General features: G+C 64.3%; 23 protein-coding genes and 1 pseudogene. 8 read left to right on the forward strand and 16 right to left on the reverse strand.

Features of this window, described 5'->3' with window-relative positions; all coding sequences use genetic code 11:
* Positions 1-51 precede the first annotated feature (51 nt).
* On the forward strand, positions 52-843 hold the full coding sequence (locus BST12_RS04770) for an enoyl-CoA hydratase/isomerase family protein (protein ID WP_372510963.1): 792 nt from the start codon (positions 52-54) through the stop codon (positions 841-843).
* A 13-nt stretch (positions 844-856) separates the two neighbouring features.
* Positions 857-1,336, forward strand: a pseudogene (locus BST12_RS04775) (acyl-CoA dehydrogenase family protein); the annotation flags it as partial.
* A 55-nt stretch (positions 1,337-1,391) separates the two neighbouring features.
* Here the strand turns inward: BST12_RS04775 and BST12_RS04780 are convergent.
* Together BST12_RS04780 and BST12_RS04785 are read right to left on the reverse strand one after the other, a co-directional pair.
* Positions 1,392-1,688: a ferredoxin gene (locus BST12_RS04780; protein WP_083111846.1), complete on the reverse strand. Its 297-nt coding sequence runs from the start codon at positions 1,686-1,688 to the stop codon at positions 1,392-1,394.
* 2 nt (positions 1,689-1,690) lie between these two features.
* Complete coding sequence (locus tag BST12_RS04785; RefSeq protein ID WP_083111847.1) at positions 1,691-2,956, reverse strand: NADH-ubiquinone oxidoreductase-F iron-sulfur binding region domain-containing protein; 1,266 nt, start codon at positions 2,954-2,956, stop codon at positions 1,691-1,693.
* 37 nt (positions 2,957-2,993) lie between these two features.
* On the opposite strand from BST12_RS04785, the gene BST12_RS04790 reads away from it, so the two are divergent.
* A complete protein-coding gene (locus tag BST12_RS04790) occupies positions 2,994-3,437 on the forward strand; it encodes a hypothetical protein (RefSeq protein WP_083111848.1) in 444 nt (147 codons plus the stop codon).
* 5 nt (positions 3,438-3,442) lie between these two features.
* On the opposite strand, the gene BST12_RS04795 is transcribed toward BST12_RS04790, so the two are convergent.
* Genes BST12_RS04795 through BST12_RS04810 form a run of 4 tightly spaced genes read right to left on the reverse strand, consistent with a single transcriptional unit; the run spans position 3,443 to position 7,006 of the window.
* Positions 3,443-4,309, reverse strand: coding sequence for an alpha/beta fold hydrolase (locus BST12_RS04795; RefSeq protein WP_083111930.1), 867 nt, complete (start codon positions 4,307-4,309; stop codon positions 3,443-3,445).
* Positions 4,310-4,326: 17 nt separating this feature from the next.
* On the reverse strand, positions 4,327-4,734 hold the full coding sequence (locus BST12_RS04800; RefSeq protein ID WP_083111849.1) for a Rieske (2Fe-2S) protein: 408 nt from the start codon (positions 4,732-4,734) through the stop codon (positions 4,327-4,329).
* 1 nt (position 4,735) lies between these two features.
* On the reverse strand, positions 4,736-5,881 hold the full coding sequence (locus tag BST12_RS04805; protein ID WP_083111850.1) for an amidohydrolase family protein: 1,146 nt from the start codon (positions 5,879-5,881) through the stop codon (positions 4,736-4,738).
* Between the two features lie 33 nt (positions 5,882-5,914).
* Positions 5,915-7,006, reverse strand: a complete 1,092-nt coding sequence (locus BST12_RS04810; protein ID WP_083111931.1) for an amidohydrolase family protein — start codon at positions 7,004-7,006, stop codon at positions 5,915-5,917.
* A 427-nt stretch (positions 7,007-7,433) separates the two neighbouring features.
* Between BST12_RS04810 and BST12_RS04815 the strand changes: the two genes are divergently transcribed.
* On the forward strand, positions 7,434-8,921 hold the full coding sequence (locus BST12_RS04815; RefSeq protein WP_083111932.1) for a phospholipase C: 1,488 nt from the start codon (positions 7,434-7,436) through the stop codon (positions 8,919-8,921).
* 7 nt (positions 8,922-8,928) lie between these two features.
* Here BST12_RS04815 and BST12_RS04820 read toward each other — a convergent pair whose 3' ends face one another.
* The 4 genes from BST12_RS04820 to BST12_RS04835 all read right to left on the reverse strand — a co-directional run bounded on the left by BST12_RS04820 (position 8,929) and on the right by BST12_RS04835 (position 12,504).
* Positions 8,929-9,309, reverse strand: a complete 381-nt coding sequence (locus tag BST12_RS04820) for a carboxymuconolactone decarboxylase family protein (RefSeq protein ID WP_083111851.1) — start codon at positions 9,307-9,309, stop codon at positions 8,929-8,931.
* A 67-nt stretch (positions 9,310-9,376) separates the two neighbouring features.
* Positions 9,377-10,927: a phospholipase C gene (locus BST12_RS04825; RefSeq protein WP_083111852.1), complete on the reverse strand. Its 1,551-nt coding sequence runs from the start codon at positions 10,925-10,927 to the stop codon at positions 9,377-9,379.
* A gap of 96 nt (positions 10,928-11,023) precedes the next feature.
* Entirely contained in the window at positions 11,024-12,013 is a 990-nt protein-coding gene (locus BST12_RS04830; protein ID WP_083111853.1) for an NAD-dependent epimerase/dehydratase family protein, read from the reverse strand.
* Complete coding sequence (locus tag BST12_RS04835) at positions 12,010-12,504, reverse strand: nuclear transport factor 2 family protein (protein ID WP_083111854.1); 495 nt, start codon at positions 12,502-12,504, stop codon at positions 12,010-12,012. Before BST12_RS04835 ends, BST12_RS04830 begins: the two co-directional genes overlap by 4 nt.
* Before the next feature lie 121 nt (positions 12,505-12,625).
* Between BST12_RS04835 and BST12_RS04840 the strand changes: the two genes are divergently transcribed.
* Both BST12_RS04840 and BST12_RS04845 read left to right on the forward strand, forming a co-directional pair.
* Positions 12,626-13,624 carry an acyl-CoA dehydrogenase family protein gene (locus BST12_RS04840; protein WP_083111855.1) on the forward strand — a complete coding sequence of 333 codons (999 nt, stop codon included), beginning with the start codon at positions 12,626-12,628 and terminating at the stop codon, positions 13,622-13,624.
* The gene (locus BST12_RS04845) at positions 13,608-14,783 is read left to right on the forward strand and encodes an acyl-CoA dehydrogenase family protein (protein ID WP_083111856.1); all 1,176 of its coding nucleotides are present in this window, start codon (positions 13,608-13,610) and stop codon (positions 14,781-14,783) included. The genes BST12_RS04840 and BST12_RS04845 overlap by 17 nt, the downstream gene beginning before the upstream one ends.
* Positions 14,784-14,866: 83 nt before the next feature.
* Here the strand turns inward: BST12_RS04845 and BST12_RS04850 are convergent, their stop codons facing one another.
* The 6 genes from BST12_RS04850 to BST12_RS04875 all read right to left on the reverse strand — a co-directional run bounded on the left by BST12_RS04850 (position 14,867) and on the right by BST12_RS04875 (position 19,202).
* Complete coding sequence (locus BST12_RS04850) at positions 14,867-15,481, reverse strand: hypothetical protein (RefSeq protein WP_083111857.1); 615 nt, start codon at positions 15,479-15,481, stop codon at positions 14,867-14,869.
* The gene (locus tag BST12_RS04855; protein ID WP_139801495.1) at positions 15,478-16,245 is read right to left on the reverse strand and encodes a hypothetical protein; all 768 of its coding nucleotides are present in this window, start codon (positions 16,243-16,245) and stop codon (positions 15,478-15,480) included. Before BST12_RS04855 ends, BST12_RS04850 begins: the two co-directional genes overlap by 4 nt.
* A 69-nt stretch (positions 16,246-16,314) precedes the next feature.
* Positions 16,315-16,770, reverse strand: a complete 456-nt coding sequence (locus tag BST12_RS04860) for a hypothetical protein (RefSeq protein ID WP_083111859.1) — start codon at positions 16,768-16,770, stop codon at positions 16,315-16,317.
* Positions 16,771-16,857: 87 nt separating this feature from the next.
* Positions 16,858-18,240, reverse strand: coding sequence for a cytochrome P450 (locus BST12_RS04865; RefSeq protein WP_083111860.1), 1,383 nt, complete (start codon positions 18,238-18,240; stop codon positions 16,858-16,860).
* A gap of 21 nt (positions 18,241-18,261) precedes the next feature.
* A complete protein-coding gene (locus BST12_RS04870; protein WP_083111861.1) occupies positions 18,262-18,456 on the reverse strand; it encodes a ferredoxin in 195 nt (64 codons plus the stop codon).
* A gap of 23 nt (positions 18,457-18,479) precedes the next feature.
* Positions 18,480-19,202 (reverse strand): SDR family NAD(P)-dependent oxidoreductase, encoded by a 723-nt coding sequence (locus tag BST12_RS04875; protein ID WP_083111862.1) that lies wholly within the window; start codon positions 19,200-19,202, stop codon positions 18,480-18,482.
* Positions 19,203-19,502: 300 nt separating this feature from the next.
* On the opposite strand from BST12_RS04875, the gene BST12_RS04880 reads away from it, so the two are divergent.
* A complete protein-coding gene (locus BST12_RS04880; protein WP_083111863.1) occupies positions 19,503-21,035 on the forward strand; it encodes an aldehyde dehydrogenase family protein in 1,533 nt (510 codons plus the stop codon).
* A complete protein-coding gene (locus tag BST12_RS04885; protein WP_083111864.1) occupies positions 21,032-22,237 on the forward strand; it encodes a CaiB/BaiF CoA transferase family protein in 1,206 nt (401 codons plus the stop codon). The genes BST12_RS04880 and BST12_RS04885 overlap by 4 nt, the downstream gene beginning before the upstream one ends.
* Positions 22,238-22,413 lie beyond the last annotated feature (176 nt).

Raw genomic sequence — 22,413 nt, forward strand, 5'->3', positions numbered from 1 at the left:
AATACGAGAATTACGTTATCATCTCGGTGCAAGGATGAGCAGGGGTCTGATGTGACGGAAACGCTGGTTCAGGAGATGCCGCGCGCCGGCGTTCTTGTGCTCCGGCTCAATCGCCCTGAGCGGCTGAATGCCATCAATGACGAGATGCTGGCGGAGTTCATGCAGGCGTTCGCCGGTCTGGCCGACGCCGCCGCGTCGGGCAACGCCCCGAATGCGGTCGTCATCACCGGCACGGGTCGCGGGTTCTGCTCCGGCATCGATTTGCGCGACTTCGGCGCCGACGTACCTACGGCCACCGATCCGGCCATCGACCGCTTGCGCTTCCAGGAGGCGATGGCCGCGATCCCGCAGGCGATCCGCAACCTGCCGCAGCCGGTGATCGCCGCGGTCAACGGGCCGTGCGTCGGCGCGGGACTGGCCCTGTGTCTTGCTGCCGACATCCGGATCTGTTCGACGGCTGCGACGTTCGGCAACGCCGCGATCCTGCTGGGGTTGTCGGGTGCGGAGATGGGCATGAGCTACCACCTGCCCCGCATCGTCGGCGCCAGTGTGGCCGCGGACTGGATGCTCACCGGCCGCACGGTTTCCGCCGAGGAGGCCGACCGGCGGGGTTTGGTGAGCCAACTCGTCTCACCGGAACGGCTTTTCGAGCACGCGCTCGAGTTGGCGGGACAGATAGCCGACCTCGCGCCACTCGGTGTGCAACTGACAAAGACTGCGCTGCAGGTGAATACCGATGCAGCCGGGTTCGCGCCGGCCATTGAACTGGAGAACCGCAACCAAGTGATCAGTCACGCCACCGATGAGGCCGCCGCGCTTCGTCACAAGTGGTCTCAGCGGTAGCAAGGACCGGCGCGTGGCTTGGGACTTCTGCACCGACCCGGAATGGGCGGAACAGCTGGCGTGGGTGAACGACTTCGTGCGATCCGAATGCGAGCCGGTCGATCTGCTGGTCAAGGAATCCCATGACCTCACCGACCCCGTTCGCCGGGCACTGATCCCGCCGCTGCAGAAGATAGTGAAAGAGCGTGGCCTATGGGCCACCCATCTCGGTGCGCATCTGGGTGGGCCTGGGTTCGGCCAGCTGAAGCTGGCGCTGCTCAACGAGATTCTCGGCCGCTCGGAATGCGCTCCGATCGTGTTCGGCTCGCAGGCACCGGATTCCGGCAACAGCGAGATACTCGCACATTACGGCACACCGGAACTCAAGAAGCGATACCTGGAGCCGCTTTTGGACAAGCGGATCGTGTCGTGTTTCTCGATGACCGAGCCGCAGGGCGGTGCGGACCCGAAGGTGTTCACCACGACGGCCGTGCCCGACGGCGGGGAGTGGATGCCCAGGCCCCTGCTGCTTCCGGTGACCAACGCGATGCGCCCGGTGCACCGTCCGGTCACCGGGTGAACCCCCACTGGGCTTCGTTGTCCTCGGTTTTGAGGTTCTCGGCCGGATCCTCCGGGCCGGCGGCGGCGGGATGCACGACTTCTGGTCGAGGGTCGCCGATCTCGGTGATGGCATGCACCGGGCAGTCCAGCAGCGCCCGCATCACCGCGTCGTGGTCGGCGTCCGCTACGGTGCCGTCGCCGATCAGCGACGCGTATCCCCAGTCATCCAACGAGAAGTACCCGGGAGCATGTTTGGCGCACAGCCCGAAACCGTCGCACACGGTGCGGTCGAGACGGATCTTCATGCTCAGCTCACCGCCTGATAGGGACGGTCGGCGCGGAATGCGCCCCGGGTGCAATCCACGCATGTGCCGCCCAGATGACGGTCCACCTCGTCGGGGAACTGGTCGAGCAGGGTCGCCGCCACATTGGTGGCGGCGTCCAGCGTCGCGCACGCCCCACGTCCGCGCAATACCACCGACCATCGCCGCAGCCGGCCGAGATCTTCTTGTGTCGCAACGAAATCCCGCAATGCCGCGGCAACGGCCGCCATCGCAGCGGTGCCGTTGAAGCAGGATCCGCACTGTCCGGCGTTTTCGCGGTCGAAGTACGCCAGCACCGACGCGGCGACCGCGACGGGGCACTCGTCGGTGATCACCGTGATCGCGCCGCATCCCAGACCGCTGCCGAGGCCGCGCATCGTCTCGTGATCCAATGTGGTATCCAGCACCCTGCGATTCAGGAAGCCGGCGAAGTAGCCGCCCATCAGCGCGCCGCGCACCTGCTCGGACGAAACACCATGCAGCGAAAGCAATTCGGTGAACGGCAGGCCGTGCGGGAGTTCGTACAGAACCGGTGCCCGGTTGGCGCCGGTGATGGTGGCCAAAAACGTACCCGGCGAATGCACCGTGCCCTGCGAGCGAAATGCGGCTGCACCGCGGCGTTGTACGTAGGGCACATTCGCCAGGGTCTCGACATTGCTGACCAATGTCGGGCGCCCGCCCACGCCCGCTTCGAAGGGGCGCGGCGGCTTGTCGGTCGGCTTGGCGGGGCCCCCGTCGATGGCACGCACGGCCGCCGTCTCCTCACCGGCCACGTAGCCGGGCTCGACGGTGCGCAGCTCGACAGCGACGCCGAGGATGTCGGGGTCCAAATCGCCGAGCGCCCCTTCGACGCTGCGTGCCGAATCCCGGTCGGAGACATAGACATACGCGCGTTGGGCGCCGACAATAGCCGCGGCCAACCGTAACCCGTCCAGCACCAGATGCGGCCGGTTCCGCAGCAGCCAGCGGTCTTTCACCGACGCCGGCTCGCCCTCTTCACCGTTTGCGACGACGACAGCCCCTTTGGCGGCGAGGCCGCCAGAGCGGCCGTTGTCCCGTACCGCCCGCAACTTCACCCCAAGCGGAAACGCGGCACCGCCGCGACCGACCAGCCCGCTGGCTTCGATTTCCCGCAGCAGTTGGTCGGTATCGAGAACAGGCCGGTATTCGGGGGCGTCGGAGTCGGTCAGCAGCCGGGGCGCACAGCCCGACCAGGCGACGGTCCGGAATGCGGTATCGGTGTATTCCATCGATCAGCCCGCCTCAGTTGCGGTTAGGCTAGCCCGCATGCGGACTGCGGTGGTGCGGGTCAACGTGGACCCGACCCGTGTGCTCAGTCCCGGACAACTACGCGAGGGCATGGCCGCACTCCAAGCGCTGGATGCCGATGTGGTCCATCACGATCCCGGCCGCGAGCTGGAACTGCTCATCGAAACCGACGACGTCGAATCGGCCAAGCGAACCGCAATTGAGCTGTGCGGCAGGGCTTTCAACACCAGTCCGGTGGCAGGCGTGGTCACTTTTGTGAGCCGGGGCACCGACGACGACGCGCGCGGGGTCCTGTCCGGATTCGGGCTCACCGGCGAAATTCTGCGCGAGCCGGGCGACGACGGTTTCGACATCGTCTATGTGACGCTGCGCGAAGACGACCTCGATCGCGTGCCGGAAAGCCGGATCCACACTGCGCTCGAAGCCTCGCTCAACTGTGAGGTCCACATTCGCACCCGTTGACCGCATCATGACCTCAGGAATTCGAGGATCGCCGGAGCGGCCTGCACCCAGGTGTCGAACATATTGAAGTGCTTGACCTTCCCCGCGGCGCGCTCTTCGCTGGCGCGCTCCCATGCGTCCTCCGGCCAGGGCGGGTCGATCAGCGTCGATCCCTTGATCAGGCAGCTGACCTCGAGCGACGTGCGCTTCGGGTGGTCCCAGTCGTTCTCGCCGCCGCGGATGATCAACGTGGGAACCTTGATGCGGCCGAACATTTCGTCCTCGACGCCGGGAATGGTCTGTCCGGGCTTGGATACGAACGCGTTGAGCCAGCGCAGCATTACCTGCAAAAACTCGTCGGGGTCCAGGTCGAGGAACCGCTGCTTATTGTTCGGGTTCTCCTCGATGCGTTCGCGCCACTCGGGCACCTTCATCAGGCCGTCGATTCCGGTTCCGCGTGCCGCGAGGATGCTCGGCACCACGTAGTAGGAACCCAGCACGAACGTGCCGTAGATGCCGCCGACGATGTTCCACACCACGAGTTTGGTCACCAGCTCCGGATAGAGCATGGTCGTCAGCATGGAATCCCTTGCGCCACCGGATCCGCCGGCCAGAATGCACCGCTCGACTCCGAGTTCGCCCAGCAGGCCGTGCAGGGTCTCGGCGCGCATGTGCGATTCGCTTTGCCCGTAGAACTGCACATCGGAGGCACCGCAATTGGGCCGGTCCCACAACAGCGTGCGGTACCCGCCGTCGACCAGGGCCTGCGCCAGCGGACGCAAACCCGGGACGTCCTTGCTGAACCGGCCGCCCGGCGTCATGGCGATGAGATCGCCTGATTCGCCGAGGATTTCGTAGACCACCTTGCCGCCGTTCACCTCGACCGAAGACACGTGATTCTCCTGTAGTGTCACGCCATCACCAGCACGTCTTTGCCGACGACGCGGACCGGGTAGGTGCGGATACTCCATTCGGGTTTGACCGCTGTCGTTCCCGTCGCGAGTTCGAAACCCCATTGATGCCAAGGGCAGTAGATGTATTCCAGATCGCGAACCATGACGGCGTCGCCGGGCGCGCTCTCGTCGACGATCGTGCGTCCCCGGGCACGGCCCGAGCACAGCGGACCGCCTTGGTGCGGGCAGTAGTTGGCGATGGCATAGAAGGTGCCGTTGACGTTATAGACGCCCACGCCGTGGCGTCCGATCGGCACGAGTTTATGTGTGCCCGGCGGGATTTCGTCCACCGTCGCCACGACATGCTCGCGGCCCTGGGCTAGGCGGGGCCGCTTAACCGTCGCCCCTTCTTCTGCGGAGGCCAACTCAGTGAACCCGGACTTGACCCTCGAGAACCGGAACGGTCTCCGGCAGGTGATAAGTCGCGATGCCGTTGCGGAACATCACGGCTTCGCGCGCTGCCTTGGGCAAGTGCTTGACCAACCACCGTGGGTCGTCGAACGTCCAGTGCGGGTAGTCCGAGGAGTACAGCAGGATCTTGTCGCACTCCATCCACTCCAGTGCGCGGGTCAACTCGGTCTTGTCTTCGGGGTAGTCCAGCGGTTGGGTGGTGAACTTGATGTGTTCCTTGACGTACTCCGACGGCTTGCGCTTGATCTCCATCCGGTGTTTGCGGGCCGCATAAAGCGCGTCCATGCGCCACATCAGCGGCAGGATCCAGGTGAACGCGTGCTCGACGAAGACGATCCGCAATGTCGGGAACCGGTCGAAGACACCGTCGAAGATCAGGCTCATCACCTGATTGGCGGCCAGCAGCGAGTACGTCACCATGAAGTCGTGGTTGTAGCTGGGGAAACCCACCGGCGGCGTCGGCAACATCTCGTAGTTGCTGCGCGACAGGTGACAGCTCACCGTGATGTCATGCTTGGTGGCCGCCTTCCACACCGGGTCGTACCTGGGATGGCCCCAGGACGGCCGCGGCTCGGCCTTGATCAGCACCTGCGCCATGTAGGGGTGTCCCGCCCACTCCTCGATCTCGCGGGCGGCGCCCTCGGGTTCCTCGACCGCCGCGCAGATCGAGCCGCGCCAGCGCTGGTGCCAATTGTTGTGGGTGTCCAGCCAATGATTGGCCTGCCAGTGATTGAGAGCGGTCGAATACGCTTGGTGCGCTTCGGGAATGCGCGGTGTACGGCCGCCGGGCTCCAGGATCGCGATGTCGGATCCCGCTTCCATGATCAGCTGACGAAACGCCATATCCGGGTCGCTGCCGGGGAATTCACCATCGGGCGGGAAGGTGTCGGTGCGCATGGCGAAGCTGTGCGCGTAGTCAGGAGCGTCGTAGTAGATCAGCTCGCCAACCCGGTGGTCGAGGAAGAACTTGCTGCGCCACGGCTCCGGGATGTACTGCGTGATCTCACCGCGCTTGGGCACCGGGTGGACATCTGAATCGACACACCGCACGGCAATGCGTTCGGCGGCGGGAACGCGTTCCTGCATATGAGTCAGCGTCATCGTGATCTCCCTTGCTCACTGTCCATTCTGCGACTAGCTGGTTGCCAGGTCGACCGAAATGTCGATCCCGTAGAGCTTGGCCGCATTGCGCCAGCAGACCTTTTCGCGCTGTTCGGTGGACAGCGCTTTGGGCAACTTGCCGATGTCAGCGCACTGCCAGTGCGGATAGCTGGATCCGAACATCACCATGTCGTCCTTGCCGGTGAAGCCGAACCATTCCCCGGCGAACTCGGCGTCGCCGGGCCCGTCCAGCGCGCCCTGGATGAAATACACATGCCCGGGCAGGTAGTCGCTGGGTATGCGCGGCGCCCACGGCGTCTGCTCCAGGTGCGGCCGGCCGAAGGTATCCATTCGCCAGATGAACGGCGTCACGAAGTCCGCCGCGCCGTCGGCCCAGACGAACTTCAGCGTCGGAAAGCGCTCGAACACCCCTTCGGCGATCATGTTCATCAGGTGATACAGGTAGTTCAGCGCCATGAAGCTCACGTACTGCTCATAGGTTTGCGTGTGCCCGGACGGCGTGGGCGGAAATCCGATGCCTTCGCCGGACTCGATGTGCACGGCCACCGGCAGGTTCGCCTCGGCGGCGGCTTCCCATAGCGGCCAGAACTGCGGCTTGCCGTACAACTCCCGCGACTGCAGCGGCACGCCGATCTGGACGACCCGCGGATGCTCACGCCACTTCTCGACTTCCCGCAGTGCGCCGGCGATGTCGTCGGGGTTCACCCGCACGGTGCCGCGGAACCGTGCGCCGAACTCGTCGTGCTCCAGCCAGCGCGACACCATCATCTCGTTGTGCGCGGCATGTAGCGCGCTGCCGAGGTGCCGGTCCGGCATGATGCCGCGGCCCATCGGATGCAATACCGCTACGTCGACGCCGCGATTCGAAAACAGCTCATTGCCAACGAATTCGGGATCAGAGCCGGGGTAGCCGCGGTCGGGTCCCTCGGTGTTCGGCGCGTACTCGCTGCCAGGTGCCCCGTACCAGTCCATCTCGTAGTCAGGGAAACCGCGGCTCTTGAACGGCTCGCGGAGGAAGGAGCGCAGGTCTTTGTTGGACGGGAAGAAGATGTGCACGCTGGCGTCGATGACTGGCGTGCGAGTTCCGTCAGCATGTTCGATCACGAAAGCCACCCTCCGGCTTTCGGCAGCCCGCCAACTGCGACGGCGAGACCGGCCGGGCCATATGATAGATAATCTAACATTTTCCTGGACCGCCAATCAACGGATCTCCGGTAAGCATTTCGGTTAATCGTTATCCCTGGTGACAGTGGGTTTTTGTGACTTAGATGCAAGTGTAGTTCTTCAATGCGGATAATATCATTCTCTCCGTTTGTGCGGGATCGCCGGTCGGACAGCTCTAGGCCATCGCCGACCGTGAACCGTGCGACGCGACACGCCGACCAGGCGTCGGTGAATTCCCACTCGGCGCAGATATGGTGACCGGAAATTGGATCAGGAAGGCAGCTCCGTGGTCGGCAGCAAATTCCGCAGCATTCCACGTCGCGAATTCCTGGCCAAACTCAGCGGCGCCGGTGCCGCGGCATTCTTGATGGACTGGGCCGGCCCGGTAATCGAAAAGGCGTATGGTGCCGGGCCGTGCCAAGGGCATTTGAGCGATATCGAGCACATCGTCTTATTGATGCAGGAAAACCGGTCATTCGATCACTACTTCGGCACGCTGTCGGGTACCCGGGGGTTCGCCGACCTCACTCCACCGGTGGTGTTCGCGCAACCGGGATGGAATCCGCAGACGCAATCGCTCGACCCCGCCGGAAATACCCTGCCATTCCGTCTGGACACCACCCGGGGCCCATTTCTCAACGGCGAGTGCGTAAACGACCCCGAACACCAATGGGTCGCGATACACAACTCGTGGAACGGCGGCGCCAACAACGGCTGGCTGCCGGCGCAGGCAGTGACTCGCTCGGTTGCGGACACACCCGCAACCATCGGCTACTACACGCGCAAAGACATCCCGATTCACTACATGCTGGCCGACACGTTCACGATCTGCGACGGGTACCACTGCTCGGTCTTGAGCGGCACCTTGCCCAACCGGCTGTACTGGCTGAGCGCCAACATCGACCCCGCCGGCACCAACGGCGGGCCGGTGCTGGTCGAGCCCGGCTTCGCGCCGGCGGCGAACTACAGCTGGCGCATCATGCCGCAAAACCTCGAAGAAGCCGGCGTCAGCTGGAAGGTGTACCAGGACAAGAGCACCGGGCCGCTGATCAATTCGCCGTTCTCCGACAACGGGCTGGTGCAGAGCTTCATGCAGGCCCAGGATCCGAGGTCGAACCTGGCCCGCTACGGAATTGCCCCGGCCTACCCGAGGGACTTCGCCGCCGACGTGAAAGCGAATAGGCTTCCGGCGGTTTCCTGGCTGATTCCGCCGTTCCTCGAGTCCGAGCACCCGGCGTTTCCGGTGAATGTCGGCGCCATCGCAATTGTGAAGGCGCTCAAGATCTTGCTCTCCAATCCGGCCGTGTGGGAAAAGTCGGTGCTGATCATCAGCTACGACGAAAACGGCGGCTTTTTCGACCATGTGGTGCCGCCGACGGCACCGCCGGGTACACCCGGTGAATACGTCACCGTGCCCGACATCAACGCCGTAGCCGGCTCGGGCGGCATTCGCGGACCCATCGGTCTGGGTATCCGCGTTCCGTGCATTCTGATGTCGCCGTACACCCGCGGTCCGCTCATGGTCCATGACACGTTCGACCACACCTCACAGCTGAAGTTGATCCGGGCGCGGTTCGGCGTTCCGGTGCCCAACCTGACTCCCTGGCGCGACGGTGTGGTCGGCGACATGACATCGGCATTCAACTTCGCCGCCCCGCCCAATTCATCGGCGCCCAAGCTTGACAATCCCTGGCTGGGAGCATTACCCAAACTGCCGCAATGCGTACCGAACGCGTTGCTCGGGAACATCGCGAATTCATACCATTCGCCATTTCCCTATCGGGTGCCCTATCCGCAGTCGATGCCCGGTCAGGAAACCACGCCCGTGCGTGGGATTCCCAGCGGTCCCTGTTGACGACGAACTAGCACTGGTCGAGTTCGGCGAAGATCTCGCCGGCGATGCGGAAGCTGTCGACGGCGGCCGGCACGCCCGCATAGATGGCAACCTGCAGGAAGACCTCGCGGATCTCCTCGCGAGTGACGCCGTTGGTCAGCGCCGCCTTGATGTGGGTGCGCAATTCGTGTGGCCGGTTGAGTACCGAAGTCATGGCCAGATTGAGCATGCTGCGCGTCTTGCGGGTCAAGCCGTCGCGCCCCCACACCGCCCCCCAGCAGTACTCGGTGACGAGATCCTGTAGGGGGCCGGTGAATCCGTCGGCTTGGGCGATCGCCTTGTCGACATATTCCCTGCCCAGAACTTCGGAGCGGATCTGTCGTCCCCGCCGGTATGTTTCGCTGTCCATAGCCAGGAGTTTAGAGTCGGCAACGACGCCACCGAATTGGCTTGCCGGGAAACAAAATTGCTCGCGTTCAGCAGGGACCGCTGGGAATCCCCCTGGCCGGCGTGAGCTCCTGGGCGGGCATCGTCTGCGGATACGGGACCCGGTAAGGAGGATTCAGCCGATAAATTCCCGTCACCGCCTCCAGCCCGAGTCCGCATTGCGCCAGGGCCGACAGCACCCGGGGCCGAGTCAGGTTGACTTGCGACGGATTTGGTGGGACGGCGAAGTTGAATGTCGATGTCATATCGCCGGTAATGCTGCGGCGCCACGCGCTGAGGTTGGGCACCGGTACGCCGAACCGGCGCTCGATCAAGCGAAGCTGTGAGGTGTGATCGAAAACGTCATGAACCATCAGCCCGCCGCGGCTGTACGGCGAAATCACCAGACACGGGACGCGAAAGCCCAAGCCGATCGGCCCGCGGATGCCGCCGGAAGCCACCACGTTGTCGATGTCGGGCACCGTGACGTACTCGCCGGGTGTTCCCGGCGGCGCGGTCGGCGGCACCACGTGATCGAAGTAGCCGCCGTTTTCGTCGTAGCTGATGATCAGCGCGGTCTTTTCCCACACCGCAGGATTGGATAGCAGGATCCGCATCGTATCCAGCATCGCGACGGCGCCGCCTGCGTTGGGCATCGCGGAGTGTTCGGACTCGACGAAGTTGGGAATCAGCCAGGAGACTTTCGGTAGCCGATTGGCTTTCACGTCGGCAGCGAAGTCGTGGGGGTAGGTCGGCGCGACGCCGAAACGGGCCAAATCCGAACGCGGATCCCCGGCCTGCTTGAACCACTGCATGATCTGGTCATAGCCCACGTAGTTGTTGACGACGGGCCCTAATATCTTGTCGCTGTAGATCTTCCAGCTAACCCCGGCATCGCTGAGGTTCTGCGGCATGGTGCGCCAGCTGTACTTCCCGATCGGCGAGTTTGTGAGAGTTTCCAACAGCGGACCACCGTCGGTGCCGTCGGGATCGAGCCAGGCGCTCAGCCAATACAGCCGGTTGGGAAATGTGGGGCCCAATACCGAGCAATGGTATTTGTCGCAGACCGTGAACGTATCGGCCAGCATGAAATGCACCGGAAGATCTTGGCGCGCATGGTATCCCATGGTCACCGGGGTGTTGGCCACCGAGCGCGATCGTGCTTGCGCCGGCAGCCAGTTGTCGCAGGCCCCGCCGTTCCAGGACAGGTGCATCGTGACCCAGTCGTGGTCGGGGTCGTTGATGCAGGCGCCGTTGAGCAACGGGGGCCTGGTGGTGTCAAAGCGATAGGGAATGGTGATGCCGGCCGGATCCAGCGATTGCGTCTGCGGGTTCCAGCCCTTCTGCGCAAACAACGGCGACGCGGTGCTGAACCCGTCGGTTCCCGACAGTGTGCCGAAATAGTGATCGAACGACCTGTTCTCCTGCATCAACAGCACGATGTGCTCGATGTCGGCCAAATGCCCCGAGCACGGACCCGCGCCGTAAGCCTTTTCGATCACCGGCCCAGCTACCGATATAAGGGCCCCGGTGCTGGTGGCGGCAGCGAGTCTGGCCAGAAATTCCCGGCGCGACATATTGTCGACCGCGCTTTTGCTCATCACCACCCGACTTCATGCGCAATTCGGGCAACTGTAGCTTTACGCGACGGTCAATTGCGCAATGCTCGATGGCGTGTCGACGCCAATGCCGACCCCTCAGCAGGCGGTGGACGCCAGCGCGCCGGAACCGAACTTCTCGACGATGAACGCCCACGGGTCGGCGTAAGGTCCGCGGTGCTCGCAGCGCCGCTGTACGGCAAGCAGTGTGCGCATCACCGGGCGGAGCACCGGACCCAGCGCCATGAGCAGCGCTCGGCGCCGGCCCATCGAATCGGCAACCCAGGCAAGGGTTTCCGGCCAGTCGTGCTCTTGGTAGTCGAGCAATGCCTGGGACTGCGCGGTGTCGAACCAGCCGGTGAACGCCCAGCCCCGGTCGTCGTCGGGATTGCCTGGCAGACCGGCCGAGGGGCCCAGCCGGCCGATGCCTACTGCGGCCATCACGTCGTCCTGCAGCTCGCTCATCAGATGCACGTTCGATTCGTTGCCGGCGATCACGAGTATCTTGCCGGCTACGGTGTCGCGGCGCTCGACGGCGTTGGCAAACGCGAGCGCGTCGGTCGCGTGCATACGGTTGTCGGCCGGAGTGGCGCGCATCAGGACCAGGTAGTCGCCGTCGAGAGTCGTCGCACTGTCGGGCGACACGATCGCGGCCAGCCGCAGTATGGCGTAGGGCAGGCCGCTTTCGATGATGTCCGTTTCGGCCAGAACCTTGTCCTCGCCGTACTGGTCGATCGGGTTCACCGGAGTGTCGCCGGTGATGCGTTCGGGGCTGCGGTAGGGGTTGCGCGAGCCGTAGACCGCCGCACTGGAGGCGAACACGAATAGCGGTGGCGCGGTGAGCGTTTGCGCCGCCCTTAGCAGGTTTCGGGTGCCGTCCACATTGACCCCGCGGGCCAGCGCGGGCTTGCGGTATGAGGGCGGCGCGACGATCGCCGCCAGGTGCACGATCGCGGTGGGTCGGTGACGTCGCACGACGTCGGCGACGGCGGGTTCGTCGAGCAGGTCGATGAATTCCGGGATCACCTCGACGCAACGCTTTCCGACTTGTCCGAAAGCGCCCGTGACAAGCACTGTTTGACCTTTCATGAGCCAAGCCTGCGTGCCACAGCGGCGCCGACCACCCGCAACCGCGGTGAAATGCGAACGGACAAAAGCGGATTGAAGATGTCTTCGCGCAGCCGGGTCAGCGTGGAGGTCGTGATCAGCCACCGGCCGCCGACCTTCTGGTAGGTCTCGTGGTAGTGACCGCGGCCCTGCAGATTGATGCCGGGGGCCAAGCGCACCACGTCCTCGAGCGCCCATATCCCCGTCGCGGTCGTCGGCGATGTCAGCGCGATCTCCGGGGCGTGCACCTGATGCACGGTGGGTTGCCTGCCAAGTGCGTTGCGAACGAAGGCTACGAACTCGTCGGCGCCGGCGATCCGCTTGCCGCCCGACGGCGAGGTGTCGCTCACGAAGTCGTCGGTGAACAGCTGACGCCAGTCTTCCCAGCGCTTGGTGTCCAGGTAGCGACAGTATCGGGCCTTGAGCTGCTTGATCTCCTCGATCTCGCACAGCGTGGTCGCGGCATCCACCATTAGCGTCCTTAACCGATCGGACTGCACCTCATAACCCATTTTCGAGATTACTGCTTCCGCATCAGAGAATGTTATTCTCGCGTGATATCGACGACGTTGTCCAGTAGGAGGCGGCCCCGCGATGCTGTTGGAGTTCGATGCCGATCAACGGCTGTGGCAGGACACGGTGCGTGATGTCGTCACCAAACAATGCCCGCCATCACTGGTCCGCAGTGTGGCCGAGGACGGCGTCGACCCCGACCCGCTCTGGAAGGCCTACGTCGACCTGGGCTGGACGGAGCTCTACGACCCGGCCAGCGCGGTGGAGCTGGCCATCGTGTTCGAAGCGCTGGGGCAAGCGACCGATCCCACCCCGTTCCTGGCGACGATGAGCCAGTTCGCACCCTTGGCCGGCGACAGCTTCGACCCACACCAGTCGGGCACCGCGGTATACGGCGGGGTGACGGCTCGCCGCGACGCCGACGGTTGGGTGCTCGACGGCACGGCACGTCATGTTCTCGACGGCGACCGTGCCGATCGGCTGGCGGTGGTCACCGAGGCCGGGGTCTTTCTCGTCGAGGCCCCTCAGGTGTCGGCTCGACGTGAATCAGTGTTCGACCCGGTGCTGCACGTCGCGGATCTGTCGTTCAGTGCAGTCCGGATCCCCGACAGCTCGCGGTTATCCGCCGACGCGGAGCGGGCGAATCATATTGCGTTGACGGGCATGGCAATTCACATGGTCGGAGCGTGCCAGCGCATCCTCGATCTGGTACTCGAGCATGTCCGCAGTCGCCATCAGTTCGGTGTGCCGATCGGCTCGTTCCAGGCGGTGCAACACAAGGCCGCCGACATGCACATCGCCGTGGAACGCGCTCGCGCACTTGCCTATTTCGCGGCCCTGACCATCGCCGCCGACGATCCGCGCCGCCGGCTGGCCGCCGCCATGGCCAAGGCTTCGGCGGGGGAGTGTCAGTCGCTGGTATTCCGCCACGGCATCCAGCTGCACGGCGCAATGGGATTCACCTGGGAGAACGACCTGCAGTTTGCGCTGAAGCGGGCCAAAGCCGGTGAGTTGATGCTCGGCGGTGCCGCGCAGCATCGCGCCCGGATCGCCGAGGAGTACCGTGCAGCTGACTTTTGATTCCGACGTCGAGGCGTTCCGTGCGGAGTTCTCGGCGTTTCTTGACGAAAACCTGCCGCCCGCAAGCGAAACGCAGGAGCGTCCGCGGTCGGTGTCGCACATGCCGGCGTGGGCGCGCCGCTGGCAGCGCTTGCTGTTCGAGAACGGGTGGCTATTGCCCAGTCAGCCACCGGAATTCGGTGGTCGCAACGCCACGGTGTTGCAGCAGTTCGTGTACCTCGAAGAGCTCAGCCGGCGGCGGATCTACCACAGCTTCAACCCGCAGGGCGTGAATATCGTTGCGGCATCGCTGTTGTCGTTCGGCAGCGACGAGCAGAAGCATCGCTGGGCGGTGCCGATCCTGCGCGCTGAGATCACCGCTTCGCTCGGGATGAGCGAGCCGAGTGCGGGTTCCGACTTGGCGTCGTTGCGTACCCGGGCCGTCCTGGAGGGCGACCATTTCGTGGTCAACGGACAGAAGGTGTGGACATCGGGCGCCCACGACGCCGATGTGCTGTTGACCTTTGTGCGTACCGATCCCGATGCGCCAAAGCACAAGGGCATCAGCGTATTACTGATCCCGACCGATACCGAAGGCGTATTACGCCGGCCGTTTCCGTCCATCTGCTCGGCCGACGACCTGGATTTCAACGAGGTCTTCTTCACCGATGTGCGGGTGCCGGCGGAAAACCTGGTGGGCGCGCTCAACGGAGGGTGGCGGGTGGCCAACGGATCCCTTGGGCACGAACGCACGATGATGTGGCTGGGTTTCGCCGATCGGCTGGATAACGTGATCGCCGACTTCCGGCCGACCAGCGAACTGGACCGGGACCACTATGCGACCACGATCATGGACAAGCAGGCCTTGCGGCTGTTGGGTTCGGCGGCGCTGGCGCGCGCCTCCCGCGGCGAAGACGACGTCGCCGCCGTCTCGGTGCTCAAGCTGCTCGGCTCCGAAGCGGAATTGCGCGCGTTTGAGCATGCCCTGTCTGCCGCCGGGCCCGACGGGCTGGTCAGCCCCGCCTTGACCGGACCGTACGAGCCGATGAACCTGGACCACTACTTCGCCAGCTGGTTCGAGCGTTACGCCCGAAGCTTTTCCGGCACCATCGCCGGGGGAACCTCGGAGATCCAGCGCAATATCATCGCCCAGCGGGTGCTGGGGCTGCCGCGCGGTTAGCGAACGTGCGGCCAGCTTCACGTTGGGCAGCCACCGTGAAGCCAGCTTCACGCTCGGCACTGAAGCGAGTCGCTGGCGAGGTCCTAGACCGGGTCGAACTTGGTGATCAGCCAGGTGCCGTTGACGCGGGTCATGCTCAACCGGACGCTGCTGGCCGACGTGGCAGGGTCGGGCTTGTCTTTGCTTGTGGTGGTCTGATTGACGTACACAAGGACGACGGCCGAATCCGGGTGTAACTCCGACACTGCGGCCCCGACAACGTGGGCGGTGGTTTTCAACGACTTCTGCTTGGCCGCCGGAGCCACGATCTGCTCGGTGAATTGGTTGTAGTACGACAGGAAATCCCCGGACAGGTGCGCCTTGGCGGTCGCGAAGTCCTTGTCGAGTGATTCGGGTGAATAGGAGAGCAGCGCAACCGTTCCCTCGGAGGCCGCGCTGACGACCGCCCGGGCGACGCTGGGATCGGTCCGTCGGTTTGGTTGGTAGCGCTCAAAGTACAGCCACGTCGCCACACCGGCGGATACCAGCAGCAGCAGTATCAGAGTCGCAGGAACGACCTTCACTTTGCGCAGCGTGCGTGACCGGGCACTCGGCTCGCGCTTGGTTCGTTTGGCGGCCTGTGCGGCCTCTGCCGCCTCTGCGGTTTCGGTGGTTTCGGTGGTTTCGGTGTCGTGGGTTTCATCCCTTTCACCGCTCACGGTACGAACTCCAATTTCGACATCTTGTACTGTCCGCCTTCTTCGGTCACGGTGACCCGCAGCCGCCACACGCGTGGTTCGTCCTTGGCGCCAGCGGCATTGGTGATCGACGATGTCGCCACGACCAGAACTAATGCGGAATGCTCGTCCATGGATTCGACGGCTGCTGCATTGATCGTTCCCTGCGTGACCACTTTCGACTCTTCGACCACCGTCACGAAATCGTTTGCGCGCTGGGCGAAGTCGTCCCTGAACTGGCCGGTGGAGCTGTCCAGTAGCCGTTGGACGTCCTCCTTGGCCCGGTGGAAGTCCAAGGACGCCATGTTGACTACGCCCTGCTTGGCCCCGGCGACGAAGTTCGCGGCACGTTGGCTTCGCTCGGTGGCGTTGCGGTCTTGCCACAGCATGTAGGCGCTGGCGCCAACAAATGCGCAGATGAGGATGATCGTGGCCACTTTGGAAATCGCTGACAGTGACAGTAACCGGCTTGCGGCCCTGCGCCACCTCGGCCGGGATGTCGCTGCCGCAGCTTCGAAGCCTTCCTGGCCGGCTTGCTCGTCGGTCTCTGAATCGGGCTCTTCGACATCGGTGCCTTGTTCGTCGGCGGACTTGGCCCTAGCGTTCTCGGCGGATTCGGCGCGCGCCCCGGTGTTTTCGGCCTGCGCTACGCGCCGTAGCCGCGCGACTCGGGCGCGCGCGCGGGCGGCGGCGGCCAACGCTTCGGCCTCGGCGGCTTCTGCTTCGGCTTCCTCGAGCAACGCCATCGCGTCGGCTTGCGATATGGCCGAGTCCTCCGGCGGCTTCGCGTCACCCACTGCGATTCCCGCCCGCGGCTACCATCGCACGAGCGTGAAGGGATAAGTGTCGGTGCCCCCGGGGCCGCCGCCACACCCGGTGTCGTATGTGGTGACCAGTTCGCCGCTCAATGTGACCGCATCCCACGAATAGACGTCATGCGAGGGAAAAAACTGCACGACGCAGCGCACGCCGTCTGGCACATCGACGGTCATGGTGTAGCGGCCGTTGGACAGGTACGCGTCCTCTTTGTAGGGTGCCGCTTGCCCGTTGGGTTGCGGTACCCCTTGGATGGTCAGGCATCCCGGTGCGCGAGAAACGCACGGGCGAACCGCCCAAATCCAGTCGTGGCCGCGATCCCGGTCGGTGTTCGCCCTGTAGTTGCCAATCAGCATGTCCGCGCGGGCGGTCGGCGTAAGAGTCAGCGCGGCAGTGGCACTCACAAGTGCAAGCGCAAGGGTAACTGCCGCGGTCTTCACCGACGCGTCTCCCATCTGTAGTACACGCCCTCGCACTGAATATAGAGCGCGGCCACGCTGCACAGGCCTACTTGCAAAAATCGCGCGCGTCAACGGGGTGGCTCAATCAATGACCGCCGCTTCCTTGCGCTCGGTGACAGGACGTGCGAGTTCTTGCTCGTCGCAAATGCGTTGCAGCTTGTCCAGGGTCTGGTCGAGGCCGTCGCCTACCCGGCGGCCAGGGGTGAACGTGGCCGGAAGTTTGCGCATGCCCTGGATGACGCCGATGGTCTCGTAGTGCACGGCGCCATCGGGATCGCAGCGATAATCGGGCATCCGGTCGAGCACGGCAGTCAGCATCGACTTGAACACGGTGCGGGCCACGTTCGACCCGATACACCGGTGCACGCCGATGCCGAAACTGAAGTGCCGGTTGCCTTTACGATCGAGGACGACCTGATCCGGCTTGTGAAACACAGCGGGATCACGATTGGCCATCGCCCACGAAATCCAAAGCCGCTCACCTTCTTTGAACCGCGTGCCGTTTACCTCGACGTCGTCGGAGAATGTCCGGCCATCGCCGGGTGCCGGGGTGAAGTAGCGCAGAAACTCCTCGGTCGCGGGGTCCAGCAGCGTGTCGCGGTGCTGCCGCAGCCGCTCGCGTTCATCCGGGTGCTCGGAAAGCCATTCCAGCGAATGGGCGGTCAGCGCAGTCGTGGTGTCGAAGCCGCCGCCGATGACGAGCCCGAGATTTCCGAGGATCTCCAGATCGGGTGCGGGCACGTCGTCAATGCGCATCTGCACCAAAGCATTGACGATGCCGGGACGCGGGTTTTCGCGAATCTCGATCATGCTATTGACCATGTCGAGGCCCATCTGGCGGTGCATCTCGGTCACCCGCTTGATGTCGGGGGAGTGTTCCGGGGTGTACACCGCGGCATGAACCGGCTCGCTGTACATGTTCCACTTCTTCAGCGGGATGCCCAGCATCGCCAGGGTCAGCACGGCGGGCACGATATTGGCCAGATCGTCGACGAAGTCGATGTGACCGTCCTCGATCTTCTCGGTGAGGCAGGCGCGGGTCACGTCGTCGATGAACGGCTGCCAGCGCTTGACCGCCGCCGGTGACAGATACGGGTTGAGAACCGTGCGGTAGGTCCGATGTTCGGGGTCGTCCATTTCCAGGATGCCGCCCCGCACCACACTGACCCGGCTGGCGGTGGGTATCGAAATGCCTTTGTAGCCACGGCGTTCGCCGTGGATGTCATGGTCGTTGGAGATCGCCGGGCAGCGGGCGAGCTCGAACACTTCGTTGCTGCCGGCCGCCACCCAGTGCCCGCCGTAGGTGTCGGTCCACGCGATCGGGCACTGGGCGTGCATCTCCTCGGTGATCGTCTTGAATTCCGACCGGTATTCGGCGGTGTGCCGATCGAAGTGATACCGATTCTTCTTCCGGTCGCTGTCGCTGTCGCCGTCTTTGTCGGTGACGGCGTCATCAACCCTCAAAGTGCCCTCTCCCCTTGATGTTTAGTCGGTCAAGATGATGGCCTGCTCCGGGCAGGATCGGACAGCCTCCCTGACCTGCTCCAGCTGGTCGTCGGGAACGACATCGCTGACGGCCGACGAGCTGCCGTCAATGTCGCTGAGCTGAAAAGAATTTGGCGCGATCATCGAGCACAGGGTGTGCCCTTGGCAGCGTTCGGGATCAACCCAGACCTTCACCGTCGCACTCTCCTTAACGCGTCTCAGGTGTTGCGGCCGCCGTTGACGCCCAGGATCTGGCCGGTGATGTAGCCGGCCTCCTCGGACACCAGGAAGGCGCAAGCGGCGGCGATGTCCTCCGGCTTGCCCATCCGGCGCACCGGCGTCTTGGCGATGTTCTGCTCGACGTCGCCGAGGAACCCTTGCGTCTCGGCGTTGCGCAGCATCGGGGTGTCGATGAAGCCCGGCGGGACGGCGTTGACCGTGATGCCGCTGGGCCCGTACTCGAGTGCCAGCGACTTGGTAAGTCCGTTGACCGCGGACTTGGCGGCCACATAGTGCGCCATGTAGGGCTGGCCCGAATGGGCGCTCGACGACGAGATGTTGACGATCCGTCCCCAACCGGCCGCCACCATGTCGGGCAGCACCGCCTGGATCGCGTGGAAAGTGCCGTTGAGGTTGACATCCAAAACGCGCTGCCATTCCCCGAACGTGAGGTTGCCGAACCGCTTGAAACCATCCAGGCCCGCGGCGTTCACCAGGATCGTGACCGGGCCCAGCCGGTCGTGGATAGCGGACAACGCGGCGTCGATCTGCGATCGATCGGTTACGTCGGCGGTGTAGGCGAGCTCGGCGTCGGAGGGTCGTATATCGATGGTGGCCACGTCGATGCCGTCGGTTTGCAGGCGATGCGCGACGGCTTGCCCGATGCCAGATCCGCCACCGGTCACCAGAGCGGTTTTCGAGGCGGTTTTCGAGGCGGTCATCAAGCGGCCTTCACCTGCTCAGCACCCGAGCCTTTCTTCGCCGTCCAGTCTCACTCTTAAAGAATCTTGATTGCAATTATGAGAATCCTACTCTCACGCCAGAACGGCGTGCAAGCTAGCGCCTAAACCGCGCGCAACCTGCATAGAGAGGCTTCGTCGGTGTATCGCTGAGCGATTGCTTAGCTGGTCAGCGGGCCTATGGAGTGCGGGCGCTTTCTTGAATTCTCAAGTCTCGAATGTAAGATTCGCCTGATATGAGAATGAAATTATCGTGACCGTCACCACACTAGGGGGCCCACCATGCCAGCGCAGGACACGGCGGAGACCGTCCGGGTGCCAATTGTCGGCGCGCAGGCATCACGGGCCGACCGCCGGCTGCTGATCGACGGCCGACTGGTCACGACCCAGCAGACGTTCCCGTCGATCAACCCCGCCACCGGCGCCGTCCTGGGCCACGCTCCCGAGGCAGGCGTCGGTGAGGCCGAGCAGGCGATCGCGGCCGCCCGGCGCGCCTTCGACACGACGAGCTGGCCGACCGACGTCGAGATGCGGATCCGTTGCCTCGATCAGCTGCATCGGGCGCTGCTAGACCATGCCGAGGAGTTGCGCGAGCTGACCATCGCCGAAGTCGGCGCCACCCGCGCTCTGACCCAGGGCGCCCAGCTCGACGACCCGATCGGCATCGTCAGGTTCTATGCCGACCTGCTGCGCAGCTACCAGTTCTCCGAAGACTTAGGCAATAGAGAATCGCGCGGCATGCAGCACCATCGCTGGGTGGAAAAGGAAGCTGCCGGCGTGGTGGCGGCCATCATCGCCTACAACTATCCGAACCAGCTCGCGCTGGCCAAGCTGGCCCCGGCGCTGGCCGCCGGCTGCACGGTGGTGCTCAAAGGCGCGCCGGACACCCCGCTGATCACCCTGGCGCTGGGTGAGCTGATCGCCAGCCACACCGATATCCCGGCCGGTGTGGTGAACGTGCTGACTTCGTCGGACGCCGCGTCGGGCGAGGCCCTGACCACCAGCCCCGACGTCGACGTGGTGACCTTCACCGGGTCAACGGCGGTCGGCCGCAAGATCATGGCCGCGGCCAGCGACACCGTCAAGCGTGTGTTCCTGGAATTGGGCGGCAAGTCGGCGGTGATCATGCTCGACGACGCCGACTTCGCCACCGCCACCATGTTCGCCGCGTTCAGCATGGTCACCCACGCGGGACAGGGCTGCGCGCTGACGTCGCGGCTGCTGGTGCCCAAGGTGCACCACGACGAAATCGTCGAATTGATCGCGCAGCACTTCGCCCATGTGCGCCACGGCGACCCGGCCGATCCGAAAACCTATATGGGACCGCTGATCAACGAGCGACAGCGGGACAAGGTGGACGGCATGGTCCAGCGGGCCGTCGCCGCCGGGGCCACCCTGGTGACCGGGGGCAAGCGCCTGGACCCCGGCTACTTCTATGCACCCACCCTGCTCACCAACGTCGATCCCGACAGCGAGATCGCGCAGGACGAAGTGTTCGGGCCGGTGCTGGTCGTCATCGGCTTCGACCAAGACGACAACGACGACGATGTCGTGCGAATCGCCAACAATTCGATCTACGGACTGGCCGGTGCGGTCTTCAGCCGCGACCAGGACCGGGCCCTGGCCGTGGCGCGCCGGATCCGCGCCGGATCGTTTTCGGTCAACGGCGGCAACTACTTCGGCGCCGACAGCCCGTTCGGCGGATTCAAGCAGTCGGGCGTGGGCCGCGAGATGGGTGTCGCCGGACTCGAAGAGTTTCTGGAACGCAAGACCTTTGCTGTCCCAGCCGTACCGGCTGAAAGGGCCCCCGCGTGAAACCGCTCGAAGGCATCCGGGTATTGGAAGTCGCCATGTACGGGTTCGTCCCGTCGGCGGGCGCCGTGCTGGTCGAATGGGGCGCCGATGTGATCAAGGTCGAGCACGCGGTCACCGGTGATCCCCAACGCGGGCTGCGCCAGACCGGCATGCTGCGGGTCGAGGGCGACCCCAACCCAAACATCGAGCACGCCAACCGCGGCAAGCGCAGCATCGGACTGGACATGTCGGTGCCCGAGGGCAAGGAAGTGCTCTACGAACTCGCCCGTACCGCGGACGTATTCCTGACCAGCTTTCTGCCCGACCACCGGCAGAAGTTCGGCATCGACGTCGACGACATCCGCGCGGTCAACCCGTCGATCATCTACGCGCGCGGCAGCGCCCTGGGCCCCCGCGGCGCGGAGTCGGTCAAGGGCGGCTACGACATGACCGCGTTCTGGTGCCGGGCCGGGACCGCGGCCACCATCACGCCGATGGGTTACCAGGGGATGATCAACCCGCCCGGCCCGGCCTACGGCGACACCATCTCGGGCACCAACCTGGCCGGCGGGATCGCGGCGGCCCTCCTCAAGCGCGAGCGCACCGGCGAACCGTCCGTCGTCGACGTGTCCTTGCTCGGCAGCGGCCTGTGGTCGCTGGGCCACACCGTGGCATTGACCAAGCACCTTGGTCAATTGATGCAAGCGCCGCCGCCGGGCATCCACGGATCGCCGGTCAACCCATTGGTGGGCGTGTACCCGACATCCGACAACCGCTACATCTCCTTGGTGATGATGCAGCCCGGCAAGTTCTGGGCCGACGTGTGCCGTCATATCGACCGGCCCGAACTGATCGACGATCCACGCTTTGCCGACGCGGAAACCATTGCCGCGAATACGGCAGATGCCGTGGAGATCTTGACCAAAGTGATCGCAACCCGCACGCTTGCCGAGTGGAGCGAACGCTTTGCGACGCTCGCGGGACCTTGGGCGCCGGTGCAGGACACCTTGCAAGCGGCCGACGACGCACAGATCAGAGCGAACGAATATTTGGTTCGCGCAGGCGAACTCGAGCTTGTCGCCAACCCCGTGCAGTTCGATGTCACCGCGCCGCAGACCGGCCCCGCGCCTGGATTCGCCGAGCAGACAGACGAAATTCTGTTGGAACTAGGGCTGGATTGGGATCGCATCATCGAACTCAAGACCGCCGGCGCGGTCACCTAGGGCCGGGTGCGACTAGGAAATGTCGGAAATGTCTGCCCAGGCCGCTGATAACGGTTATGCGTTTTTCATTCCCCCTGGACGCGGCATGAGTCATAATCGCCAAGCGCTTCAAGACTCGCGGGCTCGGGCGGTCCACACGGCCTGGAAGTGCCAACTCACGCAAGAGAACGGAGGGC

This window comes from Mycobacterium angelicum (assembly GCF_002086155.1).
Lineage (GTDB): Bacteria > Actinomycetota > Actinomycetes > Mycobacteriales > Mycobacteriaceae > Mycobacterium > Mycobacterium angelicum.

What these genes read in the sequence shown, in the direction of transcription:
- BST12_RS04805 (WP_083111850.1), bottom strand. Translation starts at nt 5,881, where the DNA reads ATGACGCTGACTCATATGCAGGAACGCGTTCCCGCCGCCGAACGCATT.
- BST12_RS04875 (WP_083111862.1), bottom strand. Translation starts at nt 19,202, where the DNA reads ATGACCGCCTCGAAAACCGCCTCGAAAACCGCTCTGGTGACCGGTGGC.
- BST12_RS04830 (WP_083111853.1), bottom strand. Translation starts at nt 12,013, where the DNA reads ATGAAAGGTCAAACAGTGCTTGTCACGGGCGCTTTCGGACAAGTCGGA.
- BST12_RS04815 (WP_083111932.1), top strand. Translation starts at nt 7,434, where the DNA reads ATGGACTGGGCCGGCCCGGTAATCGAAAAGGCGTATGGTGCCGGGCCG.
- BST12_RS04855 (WP_139801495.1), bottom strand. Translation starts at nt 16,245, where the DNA reads ATGGCGTTGCTCGAGGAAGCCGAAGCAGAAGCCGCCGAGGCCGAAGCG.
- BST12_RS04785 (WP_083111847.1), bottom strand. Translation starts at nt 2,956, where the DNA reads ATGGAATACACCGATACCGCATTCCGGACCGTCGCCTGGTCGGGCTGT.
- BST12_RS04835 (WP_083111854.1), bottom strand. Translation starts at nt 12,504, where the DNA reads ATGGTGGATGCCGCGACCACGCTGTGCGAGATCGAGGAGATCAAGCAG.
- BST12_RS04840 (WP_083111855.1), top strand. Translation starts at nt 12,626, where the DNA reads ATGCTGTTGGAGTTCGATGCCGATCAACGGCTGTGGCAGGACACGGTG.
- BST12_RS04880 (WP_083111863.1), top strand. Translation starts at nt 19,503, where the DNA reads ATGCCAGCGCAGGACACGGCGGAGACCGTCCGGGTGCCAATTGTCGGC.
- BST12_RS04820 (WP_083111851.1), bottom strand. Translation starts at nt 9,309, where the DNA reads ATGGACAGCGAAACATACCGGCGGGGACGACAGATCCGCTCCGAAGTT.
- BST12_RS04825 (WP_083111852.1), bottom strand. Translation starts at nt 10,927, where the DNA reads ATGAGCAAAAGCGCGGTCGACAATATGTCGCGCCGGGAATTTCTGGCC.
- BST12_RS04790 (WP_083111848.1), top strand. Translation starts at nt 2,994, where the DNA reads ATGCGGACTGCGGTGGTGCGGGTCAACGTGGACCCGACCCGTGTGCTC.
- BST12_RS04860 (WP_083111859.1), bottom strand. Translation starts at nt 16,770, where the DNA reads ATGGGAGACGCGTCGGTGAAGACCGCGGCAGTTACCCTTGCGCTTGCA.
- BST12_RS04780 (WP_083111846.1), bottom strand. Translation starts at nt 1,688, where the DNA reads ATGAAGATCCGTCTCGACCGCACCGTGTGCGACGGTTTCGGGCTGTGC.